At 56.7% G+C, this 13,505-nt stretch carries 12 protein-coding genes; 4 read left to right on the top strand and 8 right to left on the bottom strand.

Annotated elements, in window-relative coordinates:
• Positions 1-6 precede the first annotated feature (6 nt).
• Positions 7-234: a YejL family protein gene (locus ADJ24_RS01880; protein ID WP_008500958.1), complete on the bottom strand. Its 228-nt coding sequence runs from the start codon at positions 232-234 to the stop codon at positions 7-9.
• Positions 235-368: 134 nt separating this feature from the next.
• Between ADJ24_RS01880 and yejK the strand changes: the two genes are divergently transcribed.
• A complete protein-coding gene (gene yejK, locus ADJ24_RS01875; protein ID WP_021241524.1) occupies positions 369-1,376 on the top strand; it encodes a nucleoid-associated protein YejK in 1,008 nt (335 codons plus the stop codon).
• A gap of 51 nt (positions 1,377-1,427) precedes the next feature.
• Here the strand turns inward: yejK and rplY are convergent, their stop codons facing one another.
• Together rplY and ADJ24_RS01865 are read right to left on the bottom strand one after the other, a co-directional pair.
• Positions 1,428-1,712, bottom strand: a complete 285-nt coding sequence (gene rplY / locus ADJ24_RS01870) for a 50S ribosomal protein L25 (protein ID WP_023312497.1) — start codon at positions 1,710-1,712, stop codon at positions 1,428-1,430.
• A 125-nt stretch (positions 1,713-1,837) separates the two neighbouring features.
• Entirely contained in the window at positions 1,838-3,598 is a 1,761-nt protein-coding gene (locus ADJ24_RS01865) for a DEAD/DEAH box helicase (RefSeq protein ID WP_048701931.1), read from the bottom strand.
• A gap of 152 nt (positions 3,599-3,750) precedes the next feature.
• Between ADJ24_RS01865 and rsuA the strand changes: the two genes are divergently transcribed.
• From rsuA to ADJ24_RS01850, 3 genes are all read left to right on the top strand, one after another.
• On the top strand, positions 3,751-4,458 hold the full coding sequence (rsuA, locus tag ADJ24_RS01860) for a 16S rRNA pseudouridine(516) synthase RsuA (RefSeq protein ID WP_023312495.1): 708 nt from the start codon (positions 3,751-3,753) through the stop codon (positions 4,456-4,458).
• Between the two features lie 15 nt (positions 4,459-4,473).
• The gene (locus tag ADJ24_RS01855) at positions 4,474-5,670 is read left to right on the top strand and encodes a Bcr/CflA family multidrug efflux MFS transporter (protein WP_008500953.1); all 1,197 of its coding nucleotides are present in this window, start codon (positions 4,474-4,476) and stop codon (positions 5,668-5,670) included.
• 279 nt (positions 5,671-5,949) lie between these two features.
• Positions 5,950-6,294, top strand: a complete 345-nt coding sequence (locus ADJ24_RS01850; protein ID WP_023312494.1) for a YejG family protein — start codon at positions 5,950-5,952, stop codon at positions 6,292-6,294.
• Positions 6,295-6,297: 3 nt separating this feature from the next.
• On the opposite strand, the gene yejF is transcribed toward ADJ24_RS01850, so the two are convergent.
• The 5 genes from yejF to ADJ24_RS01825 form a co-directional block, all read right to left on the bottom strand.
• Positions 6,298-7,887 carry a microcin C ABC transporter ATP-binding protein YejF gene (yejF, locus tag ADJ24_RS01845; RefSeq protein ID WP_023312493.1) on the bottom strand — a complete coding sequence of 530 codons (1,590 nt, stop codon included), beginning with the start codon at positions 7,885-7,887 and terminating at the stop codon, positions 6,298-6,300.
• A 1-nt stretch (position 7,888) separates the two neighbouring features.
• The gene (locus ADJ24_RS01840) at positions 7,889-8,914 is read right to left on the bottom strand and encodes an ABC transporter permease (protein ID WP_023312492.1); all 1,026 of its coding nucleotides are present in this window, start codon (positions 8,912-8,914) and stop codon (positions 7,889-7,891) included.
• Complete coding sequence (locus tag ADJ24_RS01835; protein ID WP_023312491.1) at positions 8,914-10,008, bottom strand: microcin C ABC transporter permease YejB; 1,095 nt, start codon at positions 10,006-10,008, stop codon at positions 8,914-8,916. Before ADJ24_RS01835 ends, ADJ24_RS01840 begins: the two co-directional genes overlap by 1 nt.
• Positions 10,009-10,017: 9 nt before the next feature.
• A complete protein-coding gene (locus tag ADJ24_RS01830) occupies positions 10,018-11,823 on the bottom strand; it encodes an extracellular solute-binding protein (protein ID WP_023312490.1) in 1,806 nt (601 codons plus the stop codon).
• A 74-nt stretch (positions 11,824-11,897) separates the two neighbouring features.
• Positions 11,898-13,454, bottom strand: coding sequence for a cyclic di-GMP phosphodiesterase (locus tag ADJ24_RS01825; RefSeq protein WP_023312489.1), 1,557 nt, complete (start codon positions 13,452-13,454; stop codon positions 11,898-11,900).
• Positions 13,455-13,505 lie beyond the last annotated feature (51 nt).

The raw sequence follows: 13,505 nt of genomic DNA, 5'->3' as shown, positions 1-13,505 counted from the left end.
TATCCCTTAATGGGCCGGGTCGTTGCTGACGGACGACTGTAAAGCCTGGGCGAACGATTTTGCGATCGCCTGACGCTGAGCCGGAGCAACGCTGGTGTTAATCAGGTTGGTGACCATATTTCCCAAAACCATCAGGGAGAGATCGGTCGGCGTTTTATGTTTTTCCAGTACGTTGACCAGCTCACTGAGCAGTTGTTCAACGTGTTCATCACTGTAGCGGGAATGTTGTGGCATAAATCAAAATCAGTTTGTTGATGAAAGGGCAACATATTACCGTAGCAACAGCTTTTTTTCCCCTTTTTTATCTGTTGTTGCACACATGTCCTGGTGGTGGTTGAATACCGCCCGGTCTAAAAGGAGAGTTTATCATGAGTCTGGAAATCAACCAGATTGCCTTGCACCAGCTTATCAAGCGTGATGAGCAAACCCTTGAAGTGGTGCTGCGCGATTCGTTACTGGAACCCACGGCGACCGTGGTGGAGATGATGGCAGAGCTGCATCGCGTCTATAGCGCCAAAAATAAAGCCTATGGCCTGTTCAACGAAGAGAGTGAACTGGCCGATAGTCTGCGCCTGCAGCGTCAGGGCGAAGAGGATTTCCTGGCGTTTAGCCGTGCCGCAACCGGGCGTCTGCGCGACGAACTGGCGAAATATCCGTTCGCCGACGGCGGGATCGTGCTGTTCTGCCACTATCGCTACCTGGCGGTCGAGTATCTGCTGGTTACCGTGCTGAATAACTTAAGCAGCATGCGCGTGAACGAGCAGCTGGATATCAGCTCAACGCATTATCTGGATATCAACCATGCGGATATCGTGGCGCGTATTGATTTGACCGAATGGGAAACCAACCCGGAGTCGACCCGCTACCTGACATTCCTGAAGGGGCGCGTGGGCCGCAAAGTGGCGGATTTCTTTATGGATTTCCTCGGTGCCAGCGAAGGTCTTAACGCCAAGGCGCAGAACAAAGGGCTGCTCCAGGCGGTTGACGACTTCACGGCTGAAGCGCAGCTCGATAAATCTGAGCGCCAGACCGTGCGTCAGCAGGTCTACAGCTACTGCAACGAACAGCTGCAGGCAGGGGAGGAGATCGAGCTGGAGTCCCTGTCAAAAGAGCTGGCGGGCGTCAGCGAAGTCAGCTTCCAGGAATTCACCGCGGAGAAAGGCTATGAGCTTGAAGAGAGCTTCCCGGCCGATCGCAGTACGCTGCGTCAGTTAACCAAGTTTGCCGGCAGCGGCGGTGGGTTAACCATCAACTTTGACGCGATGTTGCTGGGTGAACGCATCTTTTGGGATCCGGCCACCGATACGCTGACCATTAAAGGTACGCCGCCGAACCTGCGCGATCAGCTTCAGCGCCGCACCTCGGGTGGGAAATAACAGCCATAAAAAAACCCCGCAGAAGCGGGGTTTTTTTCGACGAGTTTGCGATTACGCGCGAACGAAGTCGATGTGAGTCAGTTTTGGCTTGAACGCGTGACGCTGAACAGCCTGAACTTTCACTTTTTCTTCTTTACCGCCAACAACGATGGTCAGAACTTCGCTGTAGAATTCAGCTTTGGTCTGCAGGTTCCACAGTTTGTCGTGATCCAGTTCGATTGCAACTGGAGCAGCTTCGCCACCGTAAACGATAGCCGGGAACTTGTTAGCGTTACGCAGGCGGCGGCTCGCACCCTTACCCTGCACGTTACGTACTTCTGCTTCGATAGTGAACATTGATTTCTCTCTGTATTTAAAACCCTACTACAGGCGACCCAGCAGCAGGTGAGTGTTCTGCCTCACGGATGTGAAGCGGGCGGCATTTTATACTCAAATGCCCCTCACATCAATGAAAAGTCCCGCTAACCGCGCAATTCGTTGGCGCGACGGAAGCGACCTTCGTAGTCAAAGAGCTTCTCGCGCACCTGCCAGAACTGGCCTTTTTTACGGGCGACGACAAAATCCGGATGGCGCAATAGCATCTGCTGGCGCACGATATCGGCCACGGTTATCCAGCGCAGGGGCACGCCCGGCGTGCGGGTATGCGGGCGGATAAACAGCTGTTCGAAGGCCATTCGCTGGGCAGGCGTCTGAACCCGGAAGCGCTCGCTGACGTCCGCCCCGTCTTCGTCGTAATAGGTGATTTTCAACCACTCGCCTTTTTCATCGGCACCGGGCTGCAGCGCCATGCCGGAACAGCGCAGCACCAGGGCATCTTTCAGCTTTAATGCTGCTTTCAGCATGTCGTCCGGGTCAACCAGCACCGCGTCGCATTCCCGGCAGCGGCGGGCGGCAATGTCGTTTTCGGCGTTGCACTGCGGGCAGTTTTTGAACCGGAAGCGGAAATCGCACTGCTCGCGATGCCCGTCATCATCTTCAAACCAGCCCTGACAGCGGCGGCCAAAGTGTTCGATCAGCGTACCGTCGGCGGTGGTTTTTCCCCAGAAGGTGTTGGCAAACCCGCAGGCAGGGCAAAAGACCTGCACGGGCACGTTGTCGCTTTTCCCTTTTGGCGCGCCGACCTCAGGCGTATAGAGATCGTGCGGGTTACCGGCATAATCCAGAATCAGGCAGTCGGTTTTTCCCGGGGCCAGACGCAGGCCGCGGCCAACAATCTGCTGATACAGACTGACCGATTCGGTCGGGCGCAAAATGGCGATCAGGTCGACGTGCGGGGCGTCAAAGCCGGTGGTCAATACCGACACGTTTACCAGATAGCGGAACCGCTGGGCTTTAAAGGCGTCAATCAGGCCGTCGCGCTCCGGGCCGGGCGTTTCGCCGGTGATTAACGCCGCGTCGCCGGCGGGCAGTAATCCGGTGATTTCACGCGCGTGCTCAACGGTGGCGGCAAAGATCATTACCCCCTTGCGCGTCGCGGCGAACTCCTCAATCTGGCTGATAATATGCGGCGTAATACGCTTCTGCTTTTTCAGCTCCTGATTGAGATCCGCTTCGTTGAATAAGCCGTTGCTCTGTGCCTGCAAACGGCTGAAATCGTACTGCACCACCGGCATATCCAGCCGTTCAGGCGGCGTCAGGTAGCCATGTTTAATCATGTAGCGCAGCGGAAGTTCGTAAATGCAGTCGCTAAACAGGGCCTTGTCATCACCGCGCACCATGCCGTGATAATGATAGCGATAGATCCAGCCTTTCCCCAGGCGAAACGGGGTCGCCGTCAGGCCCAGCAGGCGCAGGTGAGGATTCACCGCTTTCAGGTGAGCCAGGATTTGCTGGTACTGGCTGTCGTCGTCATCGCTGATGCGGTGACACTCGTCGACGATCAGCAGCGAAAATTCGTTGCGAAACAGGTCCAGATAGCGCGCCACCGACTGCACGCTGCCAAAAACCACTTTGCCGTGGCTCTCTTTGCGCTTCAGCCCGGCGGCGAAAATATCGGCTTCCAGCCCAAGCGCACAATACTTGGCGTGGTTTTGCGCGACGAGCTCTTTAACGTGCGCCAGCACCAGCACGCGACCACGGGCCAGACGCGCCAGTTCGGCGATGACCAGGCTTTTGCCTGCGCCGGTCGGGAGCACAATCGCCGCCGGCTCGCGATGTTTACGGAACCAGGCGAGGGTGGCGTCAACGGCTTCCTGCTGATAGGGACGAAGTGTAAAAGTCATGGGGTCTCGGTTTCGTTATTCCGCACATAGTATGCCACGAAACTTTTTCCCTTGAGTGGCGCAACCAGACCATTATACTGAACCGTTCCAGACTGCTTCTTTTTTCGGACCTGTTGTCCGACTTCCAGCACCATTAAGGCTAAAAAGATTTCATGCGACTTGATAAGTTTATCGCTCAGCAACTCGGCGTAAGCCGCGCTATTGCCGGGCGTGAAATTCGCGCCAGCCGCGTTACCGTGGATGGCGATATTGTGAGAGACAGCGCGTTCAAACTGCAACCTGACCATCAGGTGGAGTATGACGGCAATCCGCTGACCCAGCAGCACGGTCCGCGCTACTTCATGCTCAATAAGCCGGAAGGCTACGTCTGCTCAACGGACGATCCCGATCACCCGACGGTGCTCTATTTCCTCGACGAACCGGTGGCGCACAAGCTGCACGCCGCAGGCCGCCTCGACATCGACACCACGGGTCTGGTACTGATGACCGACGACGGGCAGTGGTCGCATCGCATTACCTCCCCGCGTCACCACTGCGAGAAAACCTATCTGGTCACGCTGGAGTCGCCGGTATCGGATGACACGGCAGAGCAATTCACGAAAGGCGTTCAGCTGCATAATGAAAAAGATCTGACCAAACCGGCGGTGCTTGAAGTCATCACCCCGACGGAGGTCCGCCTGACCATCAGCGAAGGGCGCTACCATCAGGTGAAACGTATGTTTGCCGCGGTGGGGAACCACGTTGTTGGCCTGCATCGTGAGCGGATTGGTGCGATCGAACTCGATCCCGACCTGGCGCCAGGCGAATATCGCCCGTTAACGGAAGAAGAGATCGCCAGCGTCGGTCTGCCTTCGCACTAATTTCAGGAGAGCTCTGTGACCACCAGGCCACACTCGTCGTTCAAAATCGTCTTCATTCTTGGCCTGCTGGCCATGCTGATGCCGCTGTCTATTGATATGTACCTGCCCGCGCTGCCGGTCATTTCCGCGCAGTTTGGCGTTCCGGCGGGCAGCGCGCAGATGACGCTCAGCACCTATATTCTTGGCTTTGCCCTTGGCCAGCTGTTTTATGGCCCGATGGCGGACAGCCTTGGACGCAAGCCCGTTATTCTGGGCGGGACGCTGGTCTTTGCAGCCGCAGCGGTTGCCTGTGCGCTGGCGCAGACCATCGATCATCTGATTATCATGCGCTTCTTCCACGGTCTGGCGGCGGCAGCGGCAAGCGTGGTGATTAACGCCCTGATGCGCGATATCTACCCGAAAGAAGAGTTCTCCCGCATGATGTCGTTTGTCATGCTGGTGACGACGATTGCGCCGCTGGTGGCCCCGATGGCCGGTGGTGCGGTGCTGGTGTGGTTTAGCTGGCATGTGATTTTCTGGATCCTGGCCCTGGCCGCGCTGCTGGCCTCGGCGATGATCTTCTTCTTTATTGATGAAACGCTTCCCGTCGAGCGCCGTCAGAAATTCCACATCCGTACCACCATCGGCAACTTTGCCTCGCTGTTTCGCCATAAGCGCGTGCTCAGCTATATGCTGGCAAGCGGGTTCAGCTTCGCCGGGATGTTCTCCTTCCTGAGCGCCGGGCCGTTTGTCTACATCGAGCTGAACCACGTTTCGCCGCAGCACTTCGGCTACTATTTCGCGCTTAACATCGTCTTCCTGTTCATCATGACCATCATCAACAGCCGTTTTGTCCGGCGGGTGGGGGCGCTGAACATGTTCCGCGCCGGGCTGTGGATCCAGTTTGTGATGGCTATCTGGCTGGTGGTTAGCGCGTTTCTGGGCGTGGGCTTCTGGGCGCTGGTGGTCGGCGTAGCGGCCTTTGTCGGCTGCGTGTCGATGGTGTCATCTAATGCGATGGCGGTGATCCTGGATGAGTTTCCGCATATGGCGGGCACCGCCTCTTCCCTGGCGGGGACGTTCCGCTTTGGCATCGGCGCTATTGTTGGCGCGTTGCTTTCGATGGCTACCTTTACGACGGCATGGCCCATGCTGTGGGCGATGGCTTTTTGCGCAACCAGCTCGATACTCTTCTATCTTTACGCCAGTCGACCGCGAAAAGCGGCCCACTAAAACACAGAGAAGGCCCGGCAGGGCCTTTTTTGTTGATGCATATCAACCAAACCCCCGTTCGTTTATTCCGTGTTTGTTTATTTTATGTAAAATCTATTTGTGTAAAAAGTCACATCATTGTATTCAAAAAGGTTGAGTTAGATCGCAGAAACGGGTACATATAGCGCCGACGCGAGCCAGGAAACGGATAAAAAAGCGCTGAATAGTGCAGGCTGGCGACGATGTGTTACTATAAATGTAAATAAATTGTGAAGTAAATTTTGCTTCCGGGGAACGAACGTGAATACATTACAACTCTCCATTGTCCATCGCTTGCCCCAGAGCTATCGCTGGTCGACGGGTTTTGCAGGTTCGAAAGTTGAACCGATTCCGCAAAACGTCACGGGCTGTGAAAACTGCCTGGTAGCACTCAAGCTGTTGAGCCCGAGCGACGAAAATGCATGGCGGGTGATGGAGCGTCTCAGTCAGGCCCTGACGGATATCGAAGTGGATAGCTCCGTGCTGGAGTGTGAAGGTGAGCCGTGCCTGTTTGTGAAAAGCCAGGACGAATTTGCCGCCACCTGTCGTCTGAAGAATTTTGGCGTTGCCATCGCGGAGCCTTTCTCCGGCCAGTACCCGTTCTGACCGCTAGTCTGCCGACAACAGCTGGCGCGTGTAGCGCTGCGTTGGCGCGCTAAATACGCGCTGGCACTCACCCTGCTCGACCACTTCTCCCTGTCGCAACACAATCACCTGATGGCATAGCGCTCGTACCACCTGAAGATCGTGGCTGATAAATATATAGGCCAGCCTGTGCTTTTCCTGAAGCCCTTTCAGCAGGGCCAGGATCTGCGCCTGAACGGTTCTGTCCAGCGACGACGTTGGTTCATCCAGAATGATCAGCTCCGGCTTCAGGATCAGCGCGCGGGCAATGGCGATACGCTGGCGCTGCCCGCCGGAGAATTCAGCCGGATAGCGGTGGCGCGTCCCGGCATCTAAGCCCACTTCGGCCATCACCCGCATAACTTCCTGCTCTCGCTGCTGAGCGTTCAGGCCGGGCTGATGTACGCGCAGACCCTCTTCGATAATCTGTAACACGCTGAGCCGTGGATTAAGCGAGGAGTTGGGATCCTGAAACACCACCTGCATGCGGGGCCGCACGGGCAGCATCTGGCGGCGGTTCCAGCGGTGCAGCGGCATATCGTCAAAGAGGATCTCGCCCTGGGAGGCAATTAAGCGCAGCAGCGCCAGACCGGTGGTGCTTTTGCCGGAACCGGATTCGCCCACCAGCCCCAGGGATTCTCCCGGGCGCAGCGAGAAGCGGATGTGTTTCAGCACCGGATTCTGGTCGACGATGCGTCGCAAAATACCTTTGCGGATCGGGAACGAGACGGACAGATCCTCAACGCGCAGCAGCGGTGTGCTGTCCGCCTTGAGGGGAACCGGGTCGCCGGAGGGTTCGCTGTCGAGCAAACGCTGCGTATAGGGGTGCTGCGGCGCGCTCAGCAGCGTGGACGCGGTATTCTGTTCAACGCATCGTCCGTTTTGCATCACCGCGACGCTGTCGGCCAGCTTTCTCACAATGCTCAGGTTGTGCGTGATAAACAGCAGGCTCATGTTCAGCTCGTCACGCAGCTCCCGCAGCAGCGTCAATATTTGCGCCTGTACCGTCACGTCCAGCGCCGTTGTGGGCTCGTCTGCAATCAACAGCTCGGGTCGCGTGAGCAGGGCCATGGCGATCATCACGCGCTGGCGTTCGCCGCCGGAGAGCTGGTGCGGAAAATCATTCAGCCGTTTGGCCGCGTTGCGTATGCCTGTTCGTTCCAGACAATCCAGAATTTCTCCCCGCGCGGCCTCTTTGCGCATCCCCCGGTGCAGGGAGAGCACTTCATAGAGCTGTTTCTCCAGGCTGTGCAGCGGGTTGAGGGAAACCATCGGCTCCTGGAAGATCATGGCGATTTTGTTGCCGCGAATACCGCGCAGGGTATGTTCGTCGGCATGCAGCAGCGAGCTGCCGTGAAACAGAATATCCCCTTGCGGGTAGCTCACCGGCGGGGACGGCAACAGGCGCAGGATAGAGAGTGCCGAAACGCTCTTGCCTGAACCCGACTCGCCCACCAGGGCCAGCGTTTCACCGGTCTGGATCTGCAGCGACAGGTCGGTGACCACGGTGCGCGTCTCGCCCTGCTTTGAAAAAGCAATCGACAGGTTATCAATACTGAGAAGAGGCTGGGTCATTTTATACCGCCTTGTTCGGATCGAAGGCATCGCGCACGGCTTCGCCAATAAAAATCAGCAGTGAAAGCAGCACGGCCACGGAAAGAAAGGCGGCGATACCTAACCACGGTGCCTGCAGGTTGTTTTTGCCCTGCAGCAGCAGTTCGCCGAGCGACGGGGAACCCAGCGGTAGCCCGAAACCAAGAAAATCCAGTGAGGTGAGGGTGGTGATCGAGCTGCACAGAATAAACGGCAGGAAGGTGAGCGTTGCCACTACCGCGTTGGGCAGCATGTGGCGGAAGATAATCCCCCGGTCGCTCACGCCAAGCGCCTGCGCGGCGCGAATGTAGTCGAAATTGCGGGTACGCAGGAACTCCGCGCGCACCACGCCCACCAGCGCCATCCAGCCGAACAGGACGGTGATACCTAACAGCCACCAGAAGCCAGGCTGCACCACGCTGGAAAGCAGGATGATCAGGAACAGCGTTGGCATGCCTGACCAGACTTCAATCACCCGCTGGCCCCACAGGTCAATTTTCCCGCCGTAGTAGCCCTGAACGGCGCCCGCCACCACGCCCATTACGCTTGAGAAGATCGTCAGCATCAGCCCAAAGAGAAGCGAGATTCGCGTGCCGTACAGGATGCGCGCCAGCACGTCGCCGCCGTTAGCATCCGTTCCCAGCCAGTTTTGCGCGGAGGGCGGGGAAGGGAATGGCGTCGTGGTGGCGAAGTTAATGCTGTTTGCGCCAAAGCGCACCGGCGCCCAGAGCGCCCAGCCGTGCTGTTCGATCTGCTGGCGAAGCCACGGATCCTGATACTCCGCCGGTGTTGCAAACGGGCCGCCGAAGTCGCTTTCGCTGTAGTTGGCGATAACCGGCACGTACCAGCGGTCGTTAAAATGCACCAGCAACGGCTTGTCGTTGGCGATCAGCTCCGAACACATGCTTAAGGCAAACAGCACGGCAAAAATCCACAGCGACCAGTAGCCGCGGCGGTTGTGGCGAAAGCGGGCCCAGCGGGCCTGGTTGACGGGGCTTAAACGCGGCATCAGCGGCCCTCAAAATCGATTCGGGGATCGACCAGCGTATAGCTGATATCACTGATGATATTCAGCAGCAGGCCAATCAGGGTGAAAATATAGAGTGTGCCAAACATCACCGGATAGTCGCGAGATACGGTAGCCTCATAGCCCAGCAGCCCCAGGCCGTTGAGCGAGAACATCACCTCTATCAGCAGCGAGCCGGTAAAAAACATGCCGATGAACGTGGCTGGAAATCCGGCGATCACCAGCAGCATGGCGTTGCGGAACACGTGCTTCCACATGATCTGCTTCTCGCTCACGCCCTTGGCGCGGGCCGTGACGACGTACTGTTTACGAATTTCATCGAGAAAGGCGTTTTTGGTCAACATGGTCAGGGCCGCGAACCCGCCGATGACCGTGGCCAGCACCGGCAGCGTGATATGCCAGAGATAGTCAGTGATTTTCTGATACCACGGCAGGGAGCTGAAATCGGCGGAGACCAACCCCCGCAGCGGGAAGAGGTCGAAATAACTTCCCCCGGCAAAAAAGACAATCAGCAGGACGGCAAACAGAAACGCCGGGATGGCGTAGCCGATAATGATGAACGTGCTGCTCCAGATATCAAACCGGCTGCCGTTATACACCGCTTTGCGGATCCCGAGCGGTATAGAGACCAGATAGATAATCAGCGTTCCCCACAGCCCCAGCGTTATCGAAACCGGCAGGCTTTGCTTGATCAACGTTAACACTGACGCACTGCGAAACAGGCTGTCGCCAAAATCAAAGCGGATGTAATCCCAGAGCATCTTGAAATAGCGCTCGTGAATCGGTTTGTCAAAGCCGTAGCGGTGGGTGATCTCGGCGATCACCTCCGGATCCAGCCCGCGTCCGCCGCGATAATGGCTTTCGCTGATATTCCCTACGCCGGTTCGCGCATGGCTCGCGCCCATCCCTTCACTGCCGCCGCCGGGCATGCCGCCGCTGTTGCCAAATTCAATGGCGGCAATCGCCTGATCGACCGGGCCGCCGGGGGCGATTTGCACGATAAAAAAGTTAATCGTGATGATGGCCCACAGGGTGGGGATAATCAGCAGGAGACGACGGAGAAGGTAGGCACCCATGATGATTCCTTATCGCCGCTCAGCGGGAAGTCTGGCGGCTTTGTTAACGTCATACCACCAGGTATCAAAGCCCAGGGAGTAGACAGGGCGCACGGCAGGCACGGAGAACTTGTCCCAGCGCGCAAGGCGATCTTCGCCCATATACCACATCGGCAGCATGTAGTAGTTCCAGGTTAAGACCCTGTCGAGGGCGCGTCCGAGCGGCAGGAGTTTTTCTTTATCCCCCTGTGCCGCCACTATTTTGGCAATTAGCGCATCAATCGCCGGGCTTTTTACCCCCGGCGCATTGTATGAGGAGTCGATGTAGCTGGAGGCCCAGGAGATTTGCAGGTCCGAGCTGGGCCACGGCTGGGCGGGCCACAGGCGCTGCATCATGTCGTAATCACGGCTGCGCATGCGGCTGGTGATCTGCGCGTTATCAACCTGGCGAATGTTCATGGTCACGCCCAGCCGCTCAAGGTTGTGCTTAAACGGCAGTACCCACTGATCGTTGCCCCCGGACGAGAGCAGCAGCTCAAAGCTGAGAGGCTTGCCCGTTTTGGCATCCACACGCTTTTGATTTTTCAGGTGCCAGCCCGCGTCATCCAGTAGCCTGCTGGCCTTCAGCAGGTTGTCGCGGTCGTAACCGTCACCGTTCGACGCGGGCGGCTGAAACACGGTGGTGAAAACCTCCGGCGGTAGCTCCGCTTTCAGCGGGGCCAGCAGGACCAGCTCGTCGGCTTTCGGGTAATCGCGCGCGGCATATTCGGTGTTCTGGAAATAGCTGTTGGCGCGGCTGTAAGCCCCGTAAAACAGCGCTTTGTTCATCCACTCAAAATCAAAGGCCAGGGAAATGGCTTCGCGCACCCGGCGGTCATTAAATACCGGACGCTGAATATTAAATGCCAGCCAGCGGGTGTCCTGGGCAGACTCATTTTTGTGCTCGTCTTTGACGATATAGCCTTTTGCGAAATTTTTGCCGATATAGCGGGTCGCCCAGTTTTTGGCGCTGCTTTCTACGCGTAAATCGAAGGCACCGGCTTTGAACGCTTCAAACGCCACGTTATCGTCGAGGTAGTAATCATAGCGAAGGGTGTCGAAATTCCAGCGCCCGCGGTTTACCGGCAGGTCTGCTGCCCAGTAGTCTTTCACGCGAGAGTAAACGACATATTGCCCCATTCGCCAGTCGGTGATGCGGTATGGGCCGCCTGCAAGCGGCGGCGTGGAAAGCGGGTCGCTTAGCTTATGATTTTTCCAGAACGATTCAGGCATCACCGGCAGCGAGAACAGGCTAAGCATGTTCTCTTTGTTCGGTTCGCTCAGCTCGATGCGCACGGTGAGCGGCGCGATGGCTCTGACGGATGCGCCTTTATACACGATGCGGAACTGGGGGACGCCTTCGGTCATGAATTTATGGAAGGTGAACGCCACGTCGCTGGCCTTCACCGACGTACCGTCGTGAAAACGTGCTCGCGGATTCAGCGAGATTTCCGCCCAGGCGAAGTTATCGGCATAACGCACGTTCTCGGCAATCAGCGGATAGTAGCTGCCGGGCTCATCATCCGACGTGACGAAGAGCGTATCGTAAAGCGATTCCGTTCGCGCGGCCGCCACGCCGCGCAGGGCGAAGCGGTTGAAGTTGTCGAATGTTCCCGTGGCGGAAAGCGTGACCTTTCCGCCCTTCGGCGCGGCAGGGTTAACGTAATCGAAGTGCGTAAAATTGACCGCATATTTCGGCTCGCCAATCACCGCGAAGGCGATATTTTCTTTGATGGCTTGCGCCTGGCTGGACAGGCTCGTTAGTGCCAACATCAGCAACATGAAGCGCATAAGCATCTCGCGGCGGCTCCCTCTTTTACAGTCCGACTCGGTTAAGCTGAATAATAAGTGACGTCACGGGCAATGTGAAATTAATCACCCCCGGGCGAAATATCAGGCCGCCATTCGCGGAACTGCGCCAGCGGCATCGGGCGGCTAATCCAGTATCCCTGCAGGAAATTAACGCCGTGTTCGCGTAGCCAGGCGGCCTGTTCCGGCGTTTCCACCCCTTCGGCGACGGTCGACATATTCAGTCGTCTTGCCAGCGTCAGGACGGCATCCAGCACCGGCGACGTCACGGTCTCAGTGCCAATTGCATTAACAAAGCCGCGGTCGATCTTGAGATAGTCCATGGTGAAATGCTCAAGATAAATCAGCGCGCTGTGGCCGGTGCCAAAATCATCAATGGCTATCTCAAACCCTTCGTTGTGTAGCCATTCGAAGAGGCTGTTGGCTTCCCGATGATTGAGCATGTCGCGTTCGGTAATTTCCAGCACGATCTGGAAGTAATCCTGCGGCAGTAGCGCTTTGAAGGTGCGCATATCGTCTTTGAAGCTTTCTGCATGCAGATGCCCCGGCGCAATGTTGATGCCCACCTTTGCTCCCGGAGGTAACAGGGTTTGTAACACGGGCGCATCGTGAATGATAAGGTCAAAGAGATGCAGCGTCAGCGGGACAATCAGCTTCTGCGCTTCGGCAAAGTTGATAAAAGCGTCCGGCGGAATTTCCCCCATCGTCGGGTGTTTCCAGCGCATCAGCACTTCAAGCCCGGTCATCTGGAGCGATTTAGCATCGACGACGGGCTGATAAACCACATAAAACTGACCGCGCTTAATCGCGCTTAAAATCTCTTTACCCGGATTGAGGCGAATGCTGAGGATATAGTAGTTGAGCGATCCGGCACAAATGCCGCATACCAGCCCAAAGAACAGGGCATAGAGAATTTCATCGCTGGTCCATGCGTCCGCATACAGGTTGATGGTCAGGGGAACGTCTTTCAGCGTCGCGGTACGGGCCGGCGTTTCATGTAGATCATGCGCAAGCACCAGCGTGCTGGACCGCGTTGACAGCGCGTGATCGCCAATAATGATGGCAATACCGGCAAATTCGTCCTGGCGAGCGGTGTAGAGCAGGTAAGGCGTCAGATTGAGATTCACCGAGGTAAAGACGCCGCCGTCCTTCACTAGCGGGTTACGGTACCAGATGGCAATCGCTGGCTTGTTGGGCAACATTGGGGTGCCTGGAAGTAACGCCATATCAATCTGTTTGTCGATGTGCAGCTCGGGGATCAGCTCCTCCATCGGGGAATTCATCGGCCCCGTGGCAGAAGAGCAGAACGCCATTTTGTCTCTGACCAGCAGAAATGCGCGAACGTTAACGCTAAAGGCAGCGCGCGAGGTAAGTTCCTGATTGACGTCGTGGCAGCTGTTTAACGTGAGCGGCTGGAGCACATCGATAGAATTTTTTAACTCATCGAAATAGCTCTCCATATAGATGCTCACATCGTGGATCAGGGTGTCGAATTTGACTTCCCGCTTGTGGTAGCTCCAGAAAAATTGCAACGAACCCAGGAGCAGGGCGGCGATCAGGCCTGTGATAATGCTGAGGATCAGTATTTTTCGATTGCTGGAGAAATAGCGGGTGAACATAGACGTCGTGATTCCTGAAATGCCGCTGGATGTATTCAGTGTAACGGGCAA

This window comes from Enterobacter sp. 940_PEND, from assembly GCF_001059415.1.
GTDB classification, from domain to species: Bacteria; Pseudomonadota; Gammaproteobacteria; order Enterobacterales; family Enterobacteriaceae; genus Enterobacter; species Enterobacter cloacae_M.
The sequence above is the reverse complement of the archived record's forward strand: the minus strand, read 5'-3'. Positions and strand labels throughout refer to the sequence as shown.

What these genes read in the sequence shown, in the direction of transcription:
- ADJ24_RS01880 (WP_008500958.1), bottom strand. Translation starts at nt 234, where the DNA reads ATGCCACAACATTCCCGCTACAGTGATGAACACGTTGAACAACTGCTC.
- yejK (WP_021241524.1), top strand. Translation starts at nt 369, where the DNA reads ATGAGTCTGGAAATCAACCAGATTGCCTTGCACCAGCTTATCAAGCGT.
- rplY (WP_023312497.1), bottom strand. Translation starts at nt 1,712, where the DNA reads ATGTTCACTATCGAAGCAGAAGTACGTAACGTGCAGGGTAAGGGTGCG.
- ADJ24_RS01865 (WP_048701931.1), bottom strand. Translation starts at nt 3,598, where the DNA reads ATGACTTTTACACTTCGTCCCTATCAGCAGGAAGCCGTTGACGCCACC.
- rsuA (WP_023312495.1), top strand. Translation starts at nt 3,751, where the DNA reads ATGCGACTTGATAAGTTTATCGCTCAGCAACTCGGCGTAAGCCGCGCT.
- yejF (WP_023312493.1), bottom strand. Translation starts at nt 7,887, where the DNA reads ATGACCCAGCCTCTTCTCAGTATTGATAACCTGTCGATTGCTTTTTCA.
- ADJ24_RS01840 (WP_023312492.1), bottom strand. Translation starts at nt 8,914, where the DNA reads ATGCCGCGTTTAAGCCCCGTCAACCAGGCCCGCTGGGCCCGCTTTCGC.
- ADJ24_RS01835 (WP_023312491.1), bottom strand. Translation starts at nt 10,008, where the DNA reads ATGGGTGCCTACCTTCTCCGTCGTCTCCTGCTGATTATCCCCACCCTG.
- ADJ24_RS01830 (WP_023312490.1), bottom strand. Translation starts at nt 11,823, where the DNA reads ATGCTTATGCGCTTCATGTTGCTGATGTTGGCACTAACGAGCCTGTCC.
- ADJ24_RS01825 (WP_023312489.1), bottom strand. Translation starts at nt 13,454, where the DNA reads ATGTTCACCCGCTATTTCTCCAGCAATCGAAAAATACTGATCCTCAGC.